Source organism: Klebsiella sp. K-3 (genome assembly GCF_051207495.1).
GTDB classification, from domain to species: Bacteria; Pseudomonadota; Gammaproteobacteria; order Enterobacterales; family Enterobacteriaceae; genus Klebsiella; species Klebsiella aerogenes.
The window spans coordinates 157,050-175,503 of the sequence record NZ_JBPNXF010000011.1 but is presented as its reverse complement, the minus strand read 5'-3'; the positions used below and the strand labels follow the sequence as shown (position 1 = coordinate 175,503).

The window sequence follows — 18,454 nt, the reverse complement described above, 5'->3', positions numbered from 1 at the left end:
CCGGAGCTTGCTCCGGCTTTTTTACATTATAAGAACGGCAGGTTAGGTAAAAAACCGCTGCACAATTTACCAGCTACTGGCGGCTGACAGGCCTCATCTTGCTGCAGGTCGAGCGTTTCAAAGTCACCAATCACCTCAGTGTTGGCGGCAATATAGCGCATCAAATTAATCTTTAACCAGGGATACGCCAGACCCAATGTCAGCGGAGAAAGAAACGTCAGAGCCAATAAACGCGGAGCAAGGCCAAAAAACGTCAGGGTAGAACGAAAACGAATGCTGTCGCCAAGCACCAAATTATTCCACGCGTGATTACGTAAGGCCACCCGGATAAATGCCATGGCTAATACGATACCAATGGTGAGAGATAAATATCCACTCAATACCGCACTAAGATGCCGCAATGCCATAAACAGCGCTGTATTTTCATTACACATGCCGAACATACATCCTGTGAAAAATTGCATAAATGCGGAAATGAAAAAACCCAAAAACAGCACCATAAACGGCAACAAAATTACCGTTGCCCATAAAAACGCCACGATGCAACGCTTCGTGCTGATATAAATATTAAATTTAGTTTTACCTAAGTTTCCGCCTTTGCCGATCAGCTCAAGCCAGTGACTGTAAACCACCCCACTGGCGGCGGCCATGACACACAGTGCCAGTAAAAGCAGGGCAACGAAACCCACTAACATGCCATTTATGCTAAAACCTAACCAGAGACGGCTTCCGGGAATGAAGAGGATAACCGCCATTAGCACGACTATCAGCAAAGGTAACCCGAGCATAATCCACCATGCGCGCAGTAGATTACATTTAAACCCAAAACGAATATTAGCGAATGAGGTCATATTCGCGTGATAGCTTAACCCCTTCATTACCATGACCGGCAGCAGGATAAGAAATGCCAGCGTCTCGAGCCCTTCACTACCGGGAGAGAAAATGGCAAGCGCCAGACTAAGTAAAACCAGCACGATAAACATCAGCAGCCAGCTAAGTAAAATCGTGAAACCGCGCCCGTGGTAAGCAAAACGGTTACCGTTAACTTCCATATTTTCACAAAAATAACGGCGACTACGTACCCATGCCCAGGGAATGAATATCCCTAAAGTAATTACAGACAGTATAATATTAACCAAACAAATAAAAAAATAACTCTTTGCCCGACCGTGAAAAACAAAAAAATGACTACTGCTTTGTTTTTCCCCTGAAAAAATCTCCATACCTCGCCGTCCTTGCATTTTAAAGTATATATATAAATAATAAGCCAGAATTATTGCCATTAAACATACAGAATATATTATCTGGAAATTACCCAGCAATATATTTATGCACGTCTTGCGTCGTTCAAAGAATAATGGTATTAAAACAATGTATGGTTATTTAAGCTAAAATTGAGTGATTCTATGAATCTTGCTGCGCCACAGACCTTTACTTTACGCCGCATTACGGCGGCAGATAATGCCGCCATCGCCCGAGTTATCCGCCAGGTCTCAGCGGAATACGGCCTGACCGCCGATAAAGGCTATACGGTCGCTGATCCCAACCTGGATGAACTGTACGAACTTTATAGCCAACCGGGCTCCGCCTATTGGGTTGTGGAGCAAAATGGCGAAGTGGTCGGCGGCGGCGGCGTGGCGGCGCTCTCATGTAGCGAGTCCGATATCTGTGAGCTGCAGAAAATGTACTTTATGACCTCGGCGCGCGGCAAAGGGCTGGCGAAAAAGCTGGCGCTGATGGCGATGGATTACGCTCGCGAACAGGGTTTTAAACGCTGCTATCTGGAGACCACCGCTTTTTTGAAAGAAGCGATTGCCCTTTATGAGCATCTCGGCTTTGAGCATATCGACGAGCCGCTGGGCTGCACCGGCCACGTCGATTGCGAAGTACGAATGTTGAAACCGCTTTAACGCCTCGCTACCGTGGGCGACCCCGGTAGCGCTGCGCTTACCGGGGCTACAGAGTCCGGAAACCGCGGGCTACGGCGCCGTCGGTACGCCGCTGTGGAAGCGGAACTCGGACTCCGGGCGGAGAATCAATGCCGCTTCCGCCTCGCCAAGCTGGCGTACGCGCTCGCTGATATCTTCCCCCGCTATCTGCTGCGCCAGGTCCAGGTAATCCTGATAATGACGGGCCTCGGAGCGCAGCAACGACAGATAAAACTTCTGGAGATCATCATCCAGCCACGGCGCCAGCGCGGCAAACCGCTCGCAGGAGCGCGCTTCGATATAAGCGCCGCAAATCAGCTTATCGATCAGCATCACCGGCTCGTGCGATCGCACCTCCCGGCGCATACCGCGGGCATAGTTGCTGGCGGTGATTTTGACGTAAGGGATATCTCGCGCCAGCATGATCTCGCGCACCTGCCAGAAGTGGTGCAGCTCCTCTTTAATAAGCAAAATCATGCTGTCGAGCAACTGGCTACCCCACGGGTCGTTGGTTCGCGGCATAGCGCTTTTGTTGATCCGCTTATGCAGAGCGACAAAATCCGGCTCCGGCCCACGGCGATAGGTAAAGTCTTCGTACGGTTTCAGGCATTCCAGTAGCTCGTCGGCGCCGTCTTTATCGGCGACGTAGCGACGCACCAGCAGCATGGCGTTTTGCGCCGCTTTCAGCTCGCATACCATGTGGTCGGTCAGCAGCAGCGGCAGGTTTTCCGGTTTACGGGCTTCGTCAATCCACGCCTGCGGCGTTGGGCAGTGCAGGAATGCTAAAATCGGGGAGAGTATTTGCGGGTAATCCATTGAAGCTCCAGGCTATACCCTAATCAGGACGGGTATATACGGCGGCAGACGCCGCCGTATCCGTTGACGACTTAGTGGCGTACGCCGTTGTCGTCTTCGTCAATTAAATCTTCGTCATCTTCGCCGTCATCGTCTTCGCCGTTCGGGTCTTCGTAATAGGTACCCCAACCGTCGTACTCGACGTTGAATTTTTCCGCCAGGTTCATCAGCTGTTCAACCTGGGCGTCGATCAGATCGGCGTTGAGCGCGCTTTCGCTCAGAATATCGCAGCAGATCACCACTTCGCCTTCTTCGACTTCCAGCTCTTCCGGCTCGGTGACTTCATAACCCATCTTGAAAGCCTCTACCGCCACTTTTTCCAACGTTTCGAAATCGTCGGCAGAGAGATGATGCTCAATGGTATACAGCGCGTCCGGATCGCTGCCATCTTCCAGCAGCTCTTCGATAATCAGACGCGTTTCCTCACGCTGCTCTTCCAGTAGTTCCGGGTTTGCCATGGCTCGTTCCTCATAATGTGCGGCAGATACTCCTATTGTCACATACCGCCGTGATTGCCTCCACCTTCTGTGTAAAAGATTTCTTACTCGGGGTTGCAAATGAATATTCATACATATAAAGTGAATTTTAATTCAATAGTGGCGTTTGCCAGGTGAGGGAATTATGTCCGCGTTATATCAGAAGCATTTCTTGAGATTACTGGATTTCACTGCTGCAGAAATTACCGGCCTTGTCGACCTGGCCGCGCAATTAAAAGCCGATAAGAAAAACGGCATCGAGGCCCAGAAACTAAAGGGCAAAAACATCGCGCTCATCTTCGAAAAAGACTCAACCCGTACACGATGCTCTTTCGAAGTTGCCGCTTACGACCAGGGCGCCCGCGTGACCTATCTCGGATCCAGCGGTAGCCAGATCGGCCACAAAGAATCCATGAAAGATACCGCCCGCGTGCTGGGTCGCATGTATGACGGTATTCAATATCGCGGCTACGGCCAGGAGCTGGTAGAAACCCTGGCGGAGTATGCCGGCGTGCCGGTGTGGAACGGCCTGACCGATGAATTCCACCCGACGCAACTCCTGGCCGACCTGCTGACCATGCAAGAGCACCTGCCGGGTAAGGCATTTAATGAAATGACGCTGGTCTACGCCGGCGACGCGCGTAACAACATGGGTAACTCCATGCTGGAAGCCGCCGCGCTGACCGGGCTGGACCTGCGCCTGGTGGCGCCAAAAGCCTGCTGGCCGGAAGAGGGTTTAGTGGCGGAATGCACTGCGCTGGCGAAAAAGCACGGCGGCAATATTACCCTGACGGAAGATATCGCCGCGGGCGTAAAAGGCGCTGATTTCATTTATACCGACGTGTGGGTGTCGATGGGCGAGGCGAAAGAGAAATGGGCGGAGCGTATCGCCCTGCTGCGCGGTTACCAGGTGAATAAAACCATGCTGCAATTGACCGGCAACCCGCAGGTGAAATTCCTGCATTGTCTGCCCGCGTTCCACGATGACCAGACCATTCTCGGCAAACAGATGGCGGCGGAGTATGGGCTGCACGGCGGCATGGAGGTGACCGACGAGGTATTTGAGTCGCCAGCGAGCATCGTCTTCGATCAGGCGGAAAACCGCATGCACACCATCAAGGCTGTGATGGTGGCGACGCTTGGAAAATAGCCATTAACCACGGTAGATTCCCGGATAGCGCCAGGCGTATCCGGGCTACCCGTTTTAAGCCATCAACACCTTCACCACCGCTTTGCGCACCTTCGCCGGCGTCCCGACCACACAGAGCGGTTTATGCACTTCGCCTGGATAAAACACCACAAAATCGCCCTCGTTAAGGATAACGGTTTTCTCCTGCGCGCCTTCGGCGAGGAAGGCGATGTCTTTGTCCGCCAGCCAGTCAGTCTGCGGCTCGCCTGCGGGTAAGGTGCTGAAGGTCATCCCTTCCTGCCCGCGTAGCACAATCTGGATATCCAGATAGCGGGCGTGATACTCGGCGCGACGCTCGGCCTGCGGTTCGGTGCTGTCTTCAGAAATCAGATAGAACAGATTGTTGCCGTCGATATCGTGCTTGCCCAGCGGCGTCGCCTCGTTGACGTGAGCCTTAACATGCTCAATCGCCTGACGCAGCGCGTCTGGCAGCCAGGATTGCAGATGATGAATGTTGCCGATAATCATAAGAGCCCTCAAATATAAAACAGCTTTTCATTTTTGTTTTATACGCCGCTTACCACTGCCAGACCACATTTTTATCGCGGTTTTTTGCGCTGGCGCAGCCTTCGCAGGCAAACGTTTCCCTGATTGTGGATTAATCGCTTGATTGCTCATCAAAGCTGCGTATAATGCCAGCCGTTTTGCCGGGAGGAAATATGGTCAATTGCGTACGACATTGCTGTGTCTTACCGCGTCTGAAAGCAGGCGCTGGCCTGGCGTTTTTCTTTCCGTTGCTCAATGAATTCTCGAAGCCCCTTATTTAAGGGGCTTTTTTTTTGCTCAGGCGTCAGGAGATAAGCATGGCTAACCCGCTATATCAAAAACATATCATTTCCATAAACGATCTCAGCCGCGAAGACCTCGAACTGGTGCTGGCGACGGCCGCAAAGCTGAAAGCCAATCCGCAACCCGAGCTGCTGAAGCATAAGGTTATCGCCAGCTGTTTCTTTGAAGCCTCCACCCGTACTCGCCTCTCTTTTGAAACCTCCATGCACCGCCTCGGCGCCAGCGTGGTCGGCTTCTCCGACAGCAGCAACACCTCGCTCGGTAAGAAAGGCGAAACCCTGGCCGACACCATTTCGGTGATCAGCACCTACGTCGACGCTATCGTGATGCGCCATCCGCAAGAAGGCGCCGCGCGTCTGGCAACCGAGTTCTCCGGCGGCATACCGATTCTCAACGCCGGCGACGGCGCCAATCAGCATCCAACGCAAACCCTGCTCGACCTGTTCACCATTCAGGAAACTCAGGGCCGCCTTGAGAACCTCAATGTCGCGATGGTCGGCGACCTGAAATATGGCCGTACCGTACACTCGCTGACCCAGGCGCTGGCAAAATTCAACGGCAACCGCTTTTACTTCATCGCCCCGGACGCGCTGGCGATGCCGCAGTACATTCTCGATATGCTGGATGAAAAAGGCATCGCCTGGAGTCTGCATAGCGCCATCGACGAAGTAATGGCTGAGGTCGATATTCTGTATATGACTCGCGTGCAGAAAGAGCGTCTTGACCCATCGGAATACGCTAACGTGAAGGCGCAGTTCGTGTTGCGCGCCGCGGATCTCGAAGGCGCGCGCGCCAATATGAAAGTGCTGCACCCGCTGCCGCGCGTTGATGAAATCACCACCGATGTCGATAAAACGCCGCACGCCTGGTACTTCCAGCAGGCAGGCAACGGCATCTTCGCCCGCCAGGCGTTACTGGCACTGGTATTGAATAGCGAGCTGGCACAGTAAGGGGGATTGAGAGATGACACACGACAATAAACTGCAAGTAGAAGCCATTAAACGCGGCACCGTAATCGACCATATCCCGGCCCAGGTTGGCTTCAAACTGTTGACCTTGTTCAAGCTGACCGAAACCGACCAGCGCATCACCATCGGCCTGAACCTGCCGTCCGGCGAGATGGGCCGTAAAGATTTGATTAAAATTGAGAACACCTTCCTGACCGATGAGCAGGTCAATCAGCTGGCGCTGTATGCGCCGGACGCAACGGTTAACCGTATTGATGATTACGAAGTAGTGGGCAAATCCCGCCCGAGCCTGCCTGAGCGCATCAACAGCGTGCTGGTCTGTCCGAACAGCAACTGCATCAGTCACGCTGAGCCGGTTTCGTCGAGTTTCGCAGTGAAAAAACGCGCCGATGACATTGCACTCAAATGCAAATACTGTGAAAAAGAGTTTTCCCATTATGTGGTGCTGGCCAACTAATTGCGGTTGGTATTAATACCGGCCCTCCCTATAATGGCTACGACCTAATTACTGCAGTTCATCTGGAGATATTATGAGCAAAACTATTGCGACGGAAAAAGCACCAGCAGCTATTGGCCCTTATGTACAAGGCGTTGATCTGGGTAGCATGATCATCACTTCCGGCCAGATCCCAGTAGACCCGAAAACCGGCAGCGTGCCGGAAGATGTCGCCGCGCAGGCGCGTCAGTCCCTGGACAACGTAAAAGCTATCGTTGAAGCCGCTGGCCTGAAAGTGGGCGATATCGTGAAAACCACCGTTTTCGTGAAAGATCTGAACGATTTCGCCACCGTGAATGCCGCGTATGAAGCGTTCTTCACCGAGCATAACGCCACTTTCCCGGCGCGTTCCTGCGTAGAAGTCGCGCGTCTGCCAAAAGACGTGAAGATTGAGATTGAAGCTATCGCGATCCGTCGCTAAGCGCTTCTCTGCCCTCACCCCAGGCGCTTGCGTCATCCGCGGGGTGAGGGAAATGCCCTATTTTATCTTCGTTGCCCGCAGCAGTTTCTCCAGCGGATAGACCGCCGCAATCACCAGCTCATCCTGGGTTTTCGCTGCCGTATCCAGCTGCGCCTGGATTGAGGCGTACTCTTTATCGTCCAGCGTTCCCTGCCGCGCCACCAGATCGGTCAAGCGCAGCCCGAGGCTCGCCAGCTTATCAACCTGCTGCACCACCGGTTTAATCGCCGCCAGCTGATAGTTATTGTCAGTCAGCGCCAGCGCATCGCCGCTGTTGTTCTGCCAGCGGGTAAAAACGTGGCGCAGCGCATCGGCGCTCTCTGTATCTTCAGCATCGCTGATTAGCCGCTCCGCCCACTGGTTCAGGCTGCGTACGGTGTCGCTCTCCGCCGGTAGCGCATCGGCCAGCCGGTTAAGCGGTTCAAATTGATGGTAATTGTTCGCCTGGAACTTGAGATGCTGACGGGTGTAGTAATGCGCTGGCTCCAGCGCCTCGGCGAGGATCTGCAACGCCAGCGTATGGCTGCTGTTCGCCAGCCGGGTGAACTGCTCCAGCTGCTGAGCGTGCTGCTGCAGGCCGACGGAGATCGTTGACCAGCTGTCCATCGCCTGCAGGCGCTGATACATATTGTCGCTGTCTTTGACGTCTTCGGCCGACCACAACCGCTCCGCCACCGCAAAAGCGCGCGGCCACAGCTTGATATCGATGACCGGCGCGGCGACATTTTCCGCCCACAGCGCCGCCTCGCCGCCGAGCAGATTCTTCTGTTGCGGCGCGTCGGGCAGCGTCGGCTGAATGCCCTGCGGCACAGCATCCAGCCGCTTGCCGTCAATGGGATAACGGGTGTTGCCAAGCAGGAAGTAGCCTGCGAGCTTGTCGTCGTTAATGGTTAGCACCGGGCGGGTCTCGCCCATCCAGGTATCAACGCGGAACGTGACCTGATTGTCGCCGAGCCATTCAATCTCCTGCACGGCACGCCGTAATTTCCCTTTAAAATCAATGAATCCACGCCAGCCGCTATCGCCTTTTACCAGCGTAAAGCTGCCCTCAACCGCGCTGCCCTTCAGCCGCGGCATCGAAAACTGCCAGCTCTGGGCGCTGTCGTTATCGGTAATCGTATCCACGCCGTTGAGCCCCTGCGGGATAATTTCATTACGATAGTGATAGGCGGTGTACTGCGGCTGGTCGAGATAAAAACCGGTGGAGAGAATGCCGCGATAGCCGTGTTTAGCGACGTCGCCTAATGCGTCCTGCCCCTGCCACGACTGGATCAAAATGCTCTTCGGTAAATCAGGGTGGTAGATTTCATCCCAGCCGACCATCTGCCGGTGATGTTTTTCGAGTAACGTCTCCAGGCGCCGGTTAAAGTACGCCTGTAGCGCGTGGCTGTCCGCCAGCCCCTTCTCTTTGAGGAATTTCTGAATGGCCGGATTGGCGCGCCACTGGCTGTCATCGACTTCATCACCGCCGATATGCAGATACGGATCGGGGAAGATAGCCGCCAGTTCGCTGACCATCGCCTCGGCAAACGCGTAGGTGGCCTCTTTTGTTGGGTCGAGTACCGGTTTCAGCACGCCCCAGTGGCGCTCCATCGCGTAAGGCCCCGGCGCGCTCATCAGCTCCGGATAAGCCACGGCGATCGCCGAGGCGTGGCCCGGCATATCGATTTCCGGCACCACGCGAATACCGCGTTCGGCGGCATAGCGCACAATGTCTTTCATCTGCGCCTGGGTATAAAACAGGCCGTCGCTTGCCTGCTGCTGCAGCTTCGGATAGCGGCTGGAGGCGAAGCGCCAGCCCTGATCGTCGGTCAGATGCCAGTGCAGTACATTAAGCTTCGCCGCCGCCATACCGTCAATCTGCCGTTTGATCGCCGGTAGCGGCATAAAGTGACGGGCGGAATCCAGCAGCAGTCCACGCCACGGGAAACGCGGCGCATCGTCAATGGCGACATAAGGAATGGTGGTGCCGTCAGGGCCGTTTTGTACCAGCTGTAGCAGCGTTTCCATGCCGCGCAGCGCGCCAAAACGCGTATTGGCTTTCAGGGTCGCGCCGTCTGCGTTAACGGTTAGCTGATAGCTTTCGTCGCTATCCGGCTGCGGCAGGAAAGGCACTTTTTTACTGACGATCACGTTAATGGTTGGGCTTTTCGCCGGCGCCGTCTGCGGCTGAAGCGTCCAGCCGGTTTGCCGCGCAAGACGTTCGCGCCAGCGGTTTGCCGCCTCGCCCAGATCGTCGCCGCTGACGTTGATCGTCAGCTGGTTATTCAACGCCAGCGCCCCGTGCGCCTGCGGGCGCTCCACATGGGCGGGCCACGGCATCAGCGGCAGATCGCCCGCCGGGACGGCAAGCGCCATGCTGCTCAGTAATATTCCGCCGGTCAGCAGACTGTAACGCACGGTGTTAATCATCAATGTTCCTTTTTATGACGGGCCAAAAAAAGCAAAACATTGGGTTAACATGCGCACAAAATTGCGTCAATACATGGTGATGACGGGCTTCACAACTTGATGAGATTTAAGAGAAATACCGGTAAGCCCCTCTGCCGAACGGCAAAGGGGCGAAACCACTACTGCCAGCCGTAGCGGCGGCTGTAGAAGCCTTTAACGGTCTGGGTCAATACCATGTAACCCGCCAGAATCGCCACCAGCCACGGGAAATAGCTGAGCGGCAGCGCCTGCAGCTGCAGGTAGCCCGCCAGCGGCGAGAACGGCAGCGCGATCCCCACCGCCATCACCAGCAGCGTCATCGCGAACAGCGGCCACGCGGCGCGGCTCTGGACGAACGGAATGCGGCGGGTACGAATCATATGCACAATCAGCGTCTGCGACAGCAGCCCTTCAATGAACCAGCCGGACTGGAACAGGGTCTGCATCTCGACGCTGTTGGCGTGGAACACCCACCACATCAGGCCAAAAGTGAGGATATCGAAAATCGAGCTGATCGGCCCGAAGAAGACCATAAAACGCCCGAGATCGGCCGGGTTCCAGCGCTGCGGTTTACGAATCTGCTCATCATCGACGTTATCAAACGGAATCGCCACCTGAGAGACATCGTACAGCAGGTTCTGAATCAACAGGTGCAGCGGCAGCATCGGCAGGAACGGCAGGAAGGCGCTGGCCACCAGCACGCTGAAGACATTGCCGAAGTTGGAGCTGGCGGTCATTTTGATGTACTTGAGCATGTTGGCGAAAGTGCGGCGGCCTTCGATAACCCCCTCTTCCAGTACCATCAGGCTTTTTTCCAGCAGAATGATATCCGCCGCCTCGCGGGCGATATCCACCGCGCCGTCAACGGAAATGCCAATATCCGCCGCGCGTAGCGCCGGGGCGTCGTTAATACCGTCGCCCATAAAGCCCACCACGTGACCTTCGCGTTTCAGCAGCGTCACGATGCGCTCTTTATGCAGCGGCGCCAGGCGCGCGAACAGCGTGGTGCGTTTCGCCAGCGCCGCCAGTTCGTCGTCGCTCATGGCTTCAATCTGGCTGCCAATCACCACTTCGCCGGCATCCAGCCCCACTTCATGACACACTTTCGCCGCCACCAGTTCGCTGTCGCCGGTGAGGATTTTCACCGTAATGCCGCTGGCCTTCAATGCTTTCAGCGCCGGGGCGGTAGTCTCTTTCGGCGGATCGAGGAAGGCGATGTAGCCTTCGAGGATCAGGTCGGATTCATCCGCACGCTGATAGTCGCCTTCCCGCGCCGGCAGGTATTTAGTCGCTACCGCCACCACCCGCAGTCCCTGACGGTTCAGGGTATCGGTCACCCGGCGGATACGGCGCAGCATGGTATCGTCCAACGGTACGATTTCACCGTTGTAGCGCACCTGGGTCGAGACGTTGAGGATCTCCTGCAATGCCCCTTTACAGATCAGCTGATGCGCCTCGTCCTGCTCTTTCACCACCACCGACATGCGGCGGCGTTCGAAATCAAACGGAATCTCATCCACCTTCTGCCAGCGCTCCGCGAGACCGCGAGCGGCATCCAGCTCTACGCCTTCCAGCACCGCGGTATCAAGCAGGTTTTTAAGCCCCGTCTGGTAATGGCTATTGAGCCAGGCGGTGTGCAGGACTCTCTCGCTGGATTTACCGGAAACATCGGTATGGTTCTCCAGCACGATTTTGTCCTGGGTCAGGGTGCCGGTTTTATCGGTGCAGAGGATATCCATCGCGCCAAAGTTTTGAATGGCGTCGAGGTGTTTGACGATAACCTTTTGTTTTGACAGCTTCACCGCCCCGCGCGCCAGCGTCGAGGTGACGATCATCGGCAACATCTCCGGCGTCAGGCCGACCGCCACCGACAGCGCGAACAGCGCCGCTTCCCACCAGTCGCCTTTGGTGTAGCCGTTGATCAGCAGCACCACCGGCGCCATCACCAGCATAAAGCGGATCAGCAGCATGCTGACCCGGCTGATGCCTTTCTGGAAGGCGTTCGGCTCGCTTTCCTGCTCGCTGACGCGCCCGGCAAGCTGGCCGAACCAGGTGTTGCCGCCGGTGGCGTAGACGATAGCCTGCGCCGAGCCGCTCACCACGTTGGTCCCCATAAAGCACAGGGTGTCGCATTCCAGTGGATTGGTTTGTAGCGGATCGCGGGTGCGCGCGACTTTCTCAACCGGCAGCGATTCGCCGGTCAGCGAGGCCTGAGCGACAAACAGGTCGCGCGCCACAATGATGCGCAGGTCCGCCGGGATCATATCTCCCGCCGATAGCCTGACGATATCGCCCGGCACCAGTTGGTCGATGGGCAGTTCGAGCCAGCGGCTCTCGCCCTGCTCGTTGATAACCCGCAGCACCGTGGCGGTATTACTGACCATCGCCTTCAGCGCATCCGCCGCTTTGGTCGAGCGCGCTTCCTGGATGAAGTTAAGCAGCGTCGAGATGCCGACCATCAGCGCGATAACGCCCGCGGCGAATAGATCTTCAGTTGAATAGGAGACGATGCCGAGCACCGTCAACAGCAGGTTGAACGGGTTGCGATAGCAGGTCCACAGATGAACCCACCACGGCGACGGCTTCTGCGCCGGGATTTGGTTATCGCCGTGCAGGGCGATTTTCGCCGCCACTTCGGCGTCGTTCAGCCCTTCAGGGTGGCTATCGAACGCGCGCCAGATCTCCTGCTCATCCATGGCCGCGACGTCCAGACAGCGCTTACCGAGTGAATCCGGGATCGGCGCGCTGGCCAGGTTACGGGCATCGGGCAGCGGATCGCGCTGGATCAAACGATGTGGTAAATGACGGCTAAGCTGCGCGAACAGCTGCCGGGTAAAATTTTTCAGCATAAACAGTCCCTCCGCGCTCGCGCGAGCGAACGCAGCGTTGCCAACAGGCGTGGCAAAGCCTTACCTGTCAGGCATTATTTTTATAGGGCAGGGACATCGAGGACGTCACTGCTTTACGCTTTCCGGTAAAGCAGTGCTAAACAGGCTTACCGGAAAGAAAGGTTGCTCCATCGAGGATGAGGAGTGGGATCGGGGTCCATAAAATTCTCCGGTAAGTAACTCAAGACGGCGCGGAGTATACCGCGACCAGGAAACTATTTGTGGCTATTATGGCTATCATACCGTCCGGCAACTAAACCGGACATCAACCAGTCTTTGCTCATTGAGGATTCGTTGAGTAGCATTAGACTCACTCAAATCGGACGACGGCGAGAACCTCGTATGCAAAACCGGCTAACAATCAAAGATATCGCGCGTTTAAGCGGCGTCGGAAAATCGACGGTGTCGCGCGTGCTGAATAACGAAAGCGGCGTCAGCGAGCGCACCCGCGAACGGGTGGAAGCGGTGATGCAGCAGCACGGTTTCTCCCCTTCCCGCTCCGCCCGCGCCATGCGCGGTCAGAGCGATAAGGTGGTGGCGATTATCGTCACCCGTCTGGATTCGCTGTCGGAAAATTTAGCGGTGCAGACCATGCTGCCCGCCTTTTATCAGCAGGGCTACGATCCTATCATGATGGAGAGCCAGTTTTCTCCGGCGCTGGTGGAAGAACATCTGGGCATGCTCGCCCGGCGCAATATCGACGGCGTGGTGCTGTTCGGCTTTACCGGTATTAGCGAGGAGATGCTCGCGCCGTGGCGCGAAACGTTGGTGCTGCTGGCGCGCGATGCCCCCGGCTTCGCTTCGGTGTGCTATGACGATCATGGCGCGATCAAGTTACTGATGCAGCGTCTCTATGAACGCGGACACCGGCATATAAGCTTCCTCGGCGTGCCGCACAGCGACGTCACCACCGGGGAACGCCGTCATCAGGCGTATCTCGATTTCTGCGCGCAAAAGAAGCTCACGCCAACCGCTGCTTTGCCGGGACTGGCGATGAAGCAGGGGTATGAAAGCGTCGCCAGCGTGCTGACTCCCGAGACCCGCGCGCTGGTCTGCGCCACCGATACTCTCGCTCTCGGCGCCAGTAAATATCTGCAGGAACAACGTATTGAAACTTTACAGCTCGCCAGCGTCGGCAGCACGCCGCTGATGAAGTTTCTGCATCCGGAGATCCTCACCGTCGATCCCGGCTACGCCGAAGCCGGGCGCCAGGCGGCGCAGCAGCTGATCGACCAGATCGCCGGCCACGCCGAACCCCGCCAAATCGTCATTCCCGCTGCCCTGAATTAATCTCGTTCGGGCGATTTATGTGATCTTCGCCGAGTTTCGGGAACGTTCCCATTTTGCATTGCCAACGGAACGGTTAGGATGCATGCAAGTTAAAAACGGCATCTCTCCCCTCTGTTTTTGAGGCTTCATCATGAGCAAAGTAAACCAGCAGGACATCGATAAACTGATCGAACTGGTGGGCGGGCGCGGCAACATTGCCACCGTCAGCCACTGTATTACCCGTTTGCGCTTTGTGCTAAACGATCCGGCCATCGCCAAACCGAAAGACATTGAGCAGTTGCGCATGGTGAAGGGATGCTTCACTAACGCCGGGCAGTTCCAGGTGGTCATCGGCACCGAAGTCGGCGATTACTATAAGGCGCTGCTGGCCACCACCGGCCAGGCGTCCGCCGACAAAGAGCAGGCCAAACAGGCCGCGCGGCAAAACATGAAGTGGCACGAACGGTTGATCTCGCACTTTGCCGAGATCTTTTTCCCGCTCCTGCCGGCGCTAATCAGCGGCGGTCTGATCCTCGGTTTCCGTAACGTCATCGGCGATCTACCCATGAGCAACGGCCAGACGCTGGCGCAAATGCACCCGTCGTTGAAAACGATTTATGACTTCTTGTGGCTGATTGGCGAGGCTATCTTCTTCTATCTGCCGGTGGGGATCTGCTGGTCAGCGGTGAAGAAAATGGGCGGCACGCCGATCCTCGGGATCGTGCTTGGCGTCACGCTAGTCTCTCCGCAGTTGATGAACGCCTACCTGCTCGGCCAGCAGGTGCCGGAAGTGTGGAACTTCGGCCTGTTTACCATTGCGAAAGTCGGCTATCAGGCGCAGGTGATCCCGGCTCTGCTGGCGGGGCTGGCGCTGGGCTTTATCGAAACGCGCCTCAAGCGCATCGTGCCTGACTACCTCTATCTGGTGGTGGTGCCGGTGTGCTCGCTGATTCTGGCGGTGTTCCTTGCCCATGCGGTTATCGGCCCGTTTGGCCGTCTAATCGGCGACGGCGTGGCCTTCGCGGTGCGCCATTTGTTAACCGGCAGCTTCGCGCCGATCGGCGCCGCGCTGTTCGGCTTCCTGTATGCGCCGCTGGTAATAACCGGCGTACATCAGACCACTCTTGCTATCGATATGCAGATGGTACAGAGCATCGGCGGTACGCCGGTATGGCCACTGATTGCGCTATCTAATATTGCTCAGGCATCGGCGGTGGTCGGCATTATTATTGCCAGCCGTAAACAAAATGAACGCGAAATTTCGGTACCCGCGGCGATCTCCGCCTATCTCGGGGTCACCGAACCGGCGATGTACGGTATCAATCTGAAGTACCGCTTCCCGATGCTGTGCGCGATGGTCGGATCCGGCCTTGCTGGCCTGCTGTGCGGCCTGAACGGCGTGCTGGCTAATGGCATCGGTGTCGGCGGCCTGCCTGGCATCCTGTCGATTCAGCCAAGCTACTGGCAGGTCTATGCCATGGCGATGGCCATCGCGGTGATAGTGCCGATTATCCTCACCACCGTAGTTTATCAACGCAAGTACCGTCAGGGCACCTTGCAGATTATCTAACGTCTTCTTTCGGGGCGCCGCTTGCGCCTCCTTTATTCGCAGGAACGTAATATGAATATTCTTCCCCGCTGGTGGCAAAACGGCGTTATTTATCAAATCTATCCGAAGAGTTTTCAGGACACCACCGGCAGCGGTACCGGCGATTTACGCGGCGTCACCGCCCGTCTCGACTACCTACAAAAGCTCGGGGTCGACGCTATCTGGCTGACGCCGTTCTATGTTTCGCCACAGGTGGACAACGGGTATGACGTGGCGAACTATACCGCTATCGATCCCTCTTACGGCACGCTGGAGGATTTCGACCAACTGGTCGCCGGAGCGAAGGCGCGCGGTATCCGTATCGTTCTGGATATGGTACTGAACCATACTTCGACAGAGCATGAATGGTTCCGCCAGTCGTTAAATAAGGCGAGCCCGTACCGCCAGTTCTATATCTGGCGCGACGGCGAGCCGGGAACGCCGCCGAATAACTGGCGCTCAAAATTCGGCGGTAACGCCTGGCAATGGCATGCGGAAAGCGAACAGTACTATCTACACCTCTACGCCACCGAACAGGCGGATCTCAACTGGGAAAATCCGGCGGTACGCGCCGAGCTGAAAAAAGTCTGCGAATTCTGGGCCGATCGCGGCGTTGATGGCCTCCGTCTGGACGTCATTAACGTAATATCAAAAGACCAGAACTTCCCGTCTGATACCATTGGCGATGGACGGCGCTTTTACACCGATGGACCGCGGGCGCATGAGTTCTTGCAGGAAATGAGCCGCGATGTTTTCACTCCGCGTAACCTGATGACCGTCGGCGAAATGTCTTCCACTTCGCTTGAACACTGCCAGCAGTACGCCGCGCTGGACGGACGCGAACTGTCGATGACGTTTAATTTTCATCACTTAAAAGTCGATTATCCCGGCGGCGAAAAATGGACCCTTGCCCGTCCAGACTACGTCGCGCTGAAAGCGCTATTCCGCCACTGGCAGCAAGGGATGCATAACCGGGCATGGAATGCGCTGTTCTGGTGTAACCACGATCAGCCGCGCATCGTGTCGCGCTTCGGCGACGAGGGCGAGTACCGAGTGCCGGCGGCGAAGATGCTGGCGATGGTACTGCACGGCATGCAGGGCACGCCCTATATCTATCAGGGCGAAGAGATTGGCATGACCAACCCGCATTTCAGCAATATCAGCGATTATCGCGATGTGGAAAGCCATAACATGTTTATCGAGCGCGCGGCGCAGGGGCAAAGCCCCGATGAACTGCTGGCGATTCTGGCCAGCAAATCGCGCGACAATAGCCGCACGCCGATGCCGTGGCACGACGGCGATAACGGCGGTTTCAGCGATGGAAAACCCTGGATCGCGTTGGGTGATAACTATCGCGAGATTAACGTCGAGGCGGCGCTGGCGGATCCGGAATCGGTGTTTTACACCTATCAGCAGCTGATCGCGCTGCGAAAAACCACGCCGGTGCTGACCTGGGGGGATTATCAGGATCTGCTGCCGGACCATCCGTCGCTGTGGTGTTATCGCCGCCAGTGGCAGGGGCAGACCCTGGTGGTGGCCGCCAACCTGAGCCGTGAGTTCCAGCCGTGGCAGCCGCCGGAGATGTCCGGCGACTGGCGGGCGCTGATTGGTAACTATGCGGAAACGTCCAACCGCCCGGCGGCAATGACGCTGCGGCCGTTCGAAGCGGTATGGTGGTTGCAGGCGTAAAGCTTTTCCCCGGTGGCGCTACGCTCACCGGGGCTACCGGTTCGTGGGGCTGGAGTTTACGCGCGGTCAGCGTCAGGAAGGATAACGCTCTCCTGCGGCTGCGCTGAGGCGTGCTCCTCTTTGGCCTTCAGCCGATCCCAGGCGCGGAAGAACGGATAATAAACCACCAGCGAAATAGTTAAATTCACGACCTGCAGTATGGTGCCGGAAATATGGCCGCCGGTCGCCAGATAGCCGCTGATGAAGATCGGCGTAGTGAACGGCAGCGCGATTCCGGCCGGCGGCGCAACCAGCCCGGTCGCCATTGCGGTATAGGACACGATCACCAGCAGCACCGGCGTTAAAATAAACGGCAGGAAGAAGTACGGGTTCATCACCAGCGGGATGCCGAACACCATCGGCTCGCTGATGTTAAACAACGCTCCCGGCGCGGCAATTTTCCCCAGCTGTTTCATCTGCTGACTACGGCTGCGCAGCAACATAAAAATCACCAGCCCCAGCAGCGCGCCGGTGCCGCCGGGCGCAATCCACAGGTCGTAAAATTGCTGGGTAATAATATGCGGGATCGGCTGGCCGTTCTGAAAGGCCGTCAGGTTCTCTGACATATTCGACAGCCACACCGGCTGGATAAATACCAGCACAATCGCGTCGCCGTGCAGGCCCAGCGTCCACAAAATACCGATCACTATCACCGAAATAATCATCCCCGGCAGCGTACCGCCGACGTGGTGCATCGGAATACCGATCAGGGTGGCAATCATGCTGTTGATGTCGCCGAACGGCGAGGCCTCAACCGCCAGGCGCAGCGCCAGCACCACCGCCAGAACACAGAAGCCGGGGATCAGAGCGAGGAAAGATTTCGCCACTGCCGGCGGCACGCCGTCAGGCATGCGGATAACGAGGTTGCGGCTGGCGACCAAACGATAAATCTCCGTCGACAGCAGCGAAATAACAATAGCGACAAACAACCCCTGGCTGCCGACCATGCTCACCGGGATCACCCCTTTAATCACCTCCGCCGCGCCGTGTACCGGGGTAAAGAGGGTGTTCTGCGGGATAGTCATCACAAAGGCCACCAGCGACATCGCCCCGGCGCTCAGCGGGTCGATGGTGCGGTACTTCTCCGCCAGCCGATAGGCAATGCCGAAGCTGGAAATCAGCGCCATAATGTCGTAGGTCGCTTTCACCGGGTACAGCATTTTATCGCGCCAGACCTCGCCAAACAGGCCGCTCATCATGTCGGCATAGCCGGGGATCGGCAGGTAGGCGAAAATCAGGAAAAACGAGCCAATCAGCATAAACGGCATATTCAGAATGATGCCATCGCGTACCGACAGGACGTGCTTTTGCCCGGCGATTTTCAGCGCCGCCGGCATGACGTAACGTTCAATCCAGCTTGTATTCGACATGGTGTGCTCCCGAGGGAAAT

Annotated in this window: 17 protein-coding genes; 9 read left to right on the top strand and 8 right to left on the bottom strand. The window is 56.5% G+C overall.

The features are described from left to right. Positions 1 to 26: 26 nt before the first annotated feature. Positions 27 to 1,223: a YjgN family protein gene (locus ACSEMK_RS19245; protein WP_430915324.1), complete on the bottom strand. Its 1,197-nt coding sequence runs from the start codon at positions 1,221 to 1,223 to the stop codon at positions 27 to 29. A gap of 183 nt (positions 1,224 to 1,406) precedes the next feature. Here ACSEMK_RS19245 and ACSEMK_RS19240 point away from each other — a divergent pair, with 183 nt between their 5' ends. After that, positions 1,407 to 1,910, top strand: coding sequence for a GNAT family N-acetyltransferase (locus tag ACSEMK_RS19240; protein WP_087858344.1), 504 nt, complete (start codon positions 1,407 to 1,409; stop codon positions 1,908 to 1,910). A gap of 69 nt (positions 1,911 to 1,979) precedes the next feature. Here ACSEMK_RS19240 and miaE read toward each other — a convergent pair whose 3' ends face one another. Continuing rightward, positions 1,980 to 2,744, bottom strand: coding sequence for a tRNA isopentenyl-2-thiomethyl-A-37 hydroxylase MiaE (gene miaE, locus ACSEMK_RS19235; RefSeq protein WP_213317472.1), 765 nt, complete (start codon positions 2,742 to 2,744; stop codon positions 1,980 to 1,982). Positions 2,745 to 2,815: 71 nt separating this feature from the next. Then, on the bottom strand, positions 2,816 to 3,241 hold the full coding sequence (gene rraB, locus ACSEMK_RS19230; RefSeq protein WP_015368550.1) for a ribonuclease E inhibitor RraB: 426 nt from the start codon (positions 3,239 to 3,241) through the stop codon (positions 2,816 to 2,818). A 163-nt stretch (positions 3,242 to 3,404) separates the two neighbouring features. Between rraB and argF the strand changes: the two genes are divergently transcribed. Continuing rightward, positions 3,405 to 4,409 carry an ornithine carbamoyltransferase gene (argF, locus tag ACSEMK_RS19225; protein ID WP_087858342.1) on the top strand — a complete coding sequence of 335 codons (1,005 nt, stop codon included), beginning with the start codon at positions 3,405 to 3,407 and terminating at the stop codon, positions 4,407 to 4,409. A 54-nt stretch (positions 4,410 to 4,463) separates the two neighbouring features. On the opposite strand, the gene ACSEMK_RS19220 is transcribed toward argF, so the two are convergent. Further along, complete coding sequence (locus tag ACSEMK_RS19220; RefSeq protein ID WP_430915325.1) at positions 4,464 to 4,916, bottom strand: YhcH/YjgK/YiaL family protein; 453 nt, start codon at positions 4,914 to 4,916, stop codon at positions 4,464 to 4,466. Between the two features lie 164 nt (positions 4,917 to 5,080). On the opposite strand from ACSEMK_RS19220, the gene ACSEMK_RS19215 reads away from it, so the two are divergent. The 4 genes from ACSEMK_RS19215 (at position 5,081) to ridA (ending at position 7,122) form a co-directional block, all read left to right on the top strand. Further along, a complete protein-coding gene (locus ACSEMK_RS19215) occupies positions 5,081 to 5,215 on the top strand; it encodes a pyrBI operon leader peptide (protein WP_072201274.1) in 135 nt (44 codons plus the stop codon). A 36-nt stretch (positions 5,216 to 5,251) separates the two neighbouring features. Then, a complete protein-coding gene (gene pyrB / locus ACSEMK_RS19210) occupies positions 5,252 to 6,187 on the top strand; it encodes an aspartate carbamoyltransferase (RefSeq protein WP_087858340.1) in 936 nt (311 codons plus the stop codon). Between the two features lie 13 nt (positions 6,188 to 6,200). Beyond that, complete coding sequence (gene pyrI, locus ACSEMK_RS19205) at positions 6,201 to 6,662, top strand: aspartate carbamoyltransferase regulatory subunit (RefSeq protein WP_015368555.1); 462 nt, start codon at positions 6,201 to 6,203, stop codon at positions 6,660 to 6,662. 73 nt (positions 6,663 to 6,735) lie between these two features. Further along, complete coding sequence (gene ridA, locus ACSEMK_RS19200; RefSeq protein ID WP_020079786.1) at positions 6,736 to 7,122, top strand: 2-iminobutanoate/2-iminopropanoate deaminase; 387 nt, start codon at positions 6,736 to 6,738, stop codon at positions 7,120 to 7,122. A gap of 57 nt (positions 7,123 to 7,179) precedes the next feature. Here the strand turns inward: ridA and ACSEMK_RS19195 are convergent, their stop codons facing one another. The 3 genes from ACSEMK_RS19195 to mgtL all read right to left on the bottom strand — a co-directional run bounded on the left by ACSEMK_RS19195 (position 7,180) and on the right by mgtL (position 12,640). Beyond that, positions 7,180 to 9,573, bottom strand: a complete 2,394-nt coding sequence (locus ACSEMK_RS19195; protein WP_430915326.1) for a beta-N-acetylhexosaminidase — start codon at positions 9,571 to 9,573, stop codon at positions 7,180 to 7,182. Positions 9,574 to 9,731: 158 nt separating this feature from the next. Continuing rightward, the gene (gene mgtA, locus ACSEMK_RS19190) at positions 9,732 to 12,440 is read right to left on the bottom strand and encodes a magnesium-translocating P-type ATPase (protein WP_047080044.1); all 2,709 of its coding nucleotides are present in this window, start codon (positions 12,438 to 12,440) and stop codon (positions 9,732 to 9,734) included. 146 nt (positions 12,441 to 12,586) lie between these two features. Beyond that, positions 12,587 to 12,640 (bottom strand): mgtA regulatory leader peptide MgtL, encoded by a 54-nt coding sequence (gene mgtL, locus ACSEMK_RS19185; RefSeq protein ID WP_219340445.1) that lies wholly within the window; start codon positions 12,638 to 12,640, stop codon positions 12,587 to 12,589. A 181-nt stretch (positions 12,641 to 12,821) separates the two neighbouring features. Here mgtL and treR point away from each other — a divergent pair, with 181 nt between their 5' ends. From treR to treC, 3 genes are all read left to right on the top strand, one after another. Next, positions 12,822 to 13,769, top strand: a complete 948-nt coding sequence (gene treR / locus ACSEMK_RS19180) for a trehalose operon repressor TreR (protein ID WP_087858337.1) — start codon at positions 12,822 to 12,824, stop codon at positions 13,767 to 13,769. Positions 13,770 to 13,899: 130 nt separating this feature from the next. Beyond that, positions 13,900 to 15,318 (top strand): PTS trehalose transporter subunit IIBC, encoded by a 1,419-nt coding sequence (gene treB / locus ACSEMK_RS19175; RefSeq protein WP_213317467.1) that lies wholly within the window; start codon positions 13,900 to 13,902, stop codon positions 15,316 to 15,318. A gap of 51 nt (positions 15,319 to 15,369) precedes the next feature. Further along, positions 15,370 to 17,025 (top strand): alpha,alpha-phosphotrehalase, encoded by a 1,656-nt coding sequence (treC, locus tag ACSEMK_RS19170; RefSeq protein ID WP_087858335.1) that lies wholly within the window; start codon positions 15,370 to 15,372, stop codon positions 17,023 to 17,025. 56 nt (positions 17,026 to 17,081) lie between these two features. Here treC and celB read toward each other — a convergent pair whose 3' ends face one another. Beyond that, positions 17,082 to 18,434: a PTS cellobiose transporter subunit IIC gene (celB, locus tag ACSEMK_RS19165; protein ID WP_015704207.1), complete on the bottom strand. Its 1,353-nt coding sequence runs from the start codon at positions 18,432 to 18,434 to the stop codon at positions 17,082 to 17,084. Between the last annotated feature and the right edge of the window lie 20 nt (positions 18,435 to 18,454).

What these genes read in the sequence shown, in the direction of transcription:
- ACSEMK_RS19245 (WP_430915324.1), bottom strand. Translation starts at nt 1,223, where the DNA reads ATGGAGATTTTTTCAGGGGAAAAACAAAGCAGTAGTCATTTTTTTGTT.
- ACSEMK_RS19240 (WP_087858344.1), top strand. Translation starts at nt 1,407, where the DNA reads ATGAATCTTGCTGCGCCACAGACCTTTACTTTACGCCGCATTACGGCG.
- miaE (WP_213317472.1), bottom strand. Translation starts at nt 2,744, where the DNA reads ATGGATTACCCGCAAATACTCTCCCCGATTTTAGCATTCCTGCACTGC.
- rraB (WP_015368550.1), bottom strand. Translation starts at nt 3,241, where the DNA reads ATGGCAAACCCGGAACTACTGGAAGAGCAGCGTGAGGAAACGCGTCTG.
- argF (WP_087858342.1), top strand. Translation starts at nt 3,405, where the DNA reads ATGTCCGCGTTATATCAGAAGCATTTCTTGAGATTACTGGATTTCACT.
- ACSEMK_RS19220 (WP_430915325.1), bottom strand. Translation starts at nt 4,916, where the DNA reads ATGATTATCGGCAACATTCATCATCTGCAATCCTGGCTGCCAGACGCG.
- ACSEMK_RS19215 (WP_072201274.1), top strand. Translation starts at nt 5,081, where the DNA reads ATGCCAGCCGTTTTGCCGGGAGGAAATATGGTCAATTGCGTACGACAT.
- pyrB (WP_087858340.1), top strand. Translation starts at nt 5,252, where the DNA reads ATGGCTAACCCGCTATATCAAAAACATATCATTTCCATAAACGATCTC.
- pyrI (WP_015368555.1), top strand. Translation starts at nt 6,201, where the DNA reads ATGACACACGACAATAAACTGCAAGTAGAAGCCATTAAACGCGGCACC.
- ridA (WP_020079786.1), top strand. Translation starts at nt 6,736, where the DNA reads ATGAGCAAAACTATTGCGACGGAAAAAGCACCAGCAGCTATTGGCCCT.
- ACSEMK_RS19195 (WP_430915326.1), bottom strand. Translation starts at nt 9,573, where the DNA reads ATGATTAACACCGTGCGTTACAGTCTGCTGACCGGCGGAATATTACTG.
- mgtA (WP_047080044.1), bottom strand. Translation starts at nt 12,440, where the DNA reads ATGCTGAAAAATTTTACCCGGCAGCTGTTCGCGCAGCTTAGCCGTCAT.
- treR (WP_087858337.1), top strand. Translation starts at nt 12,822, where the DNA reads ATGCAAAACCGGCTAACAATCAAAGATATCGCGCGTTTAAGCGGCGTC.
- treB (WP_213317467.1), top strand. Translation starts at nt 13,900, where the DNA reads ATGAGCAAAGTAAACCAGCAGGACATCGATAAACTGATCGAACTGGTG.
- treC (WP_087858335.1), top strand. Translation starts at nt 15,370, where the DNA reads ATGAATATTCTTCCCCGCTGGTGGCAAAACGGCGTTATTTATCAAATC.
- celB (WP_015704207.1), bottom strand. Translation starts at nt 18,434, where the DNA reads ATGTCGAATACAAGCTGGATTGAACGTTACGTCATGCCGGCGGCGCTG.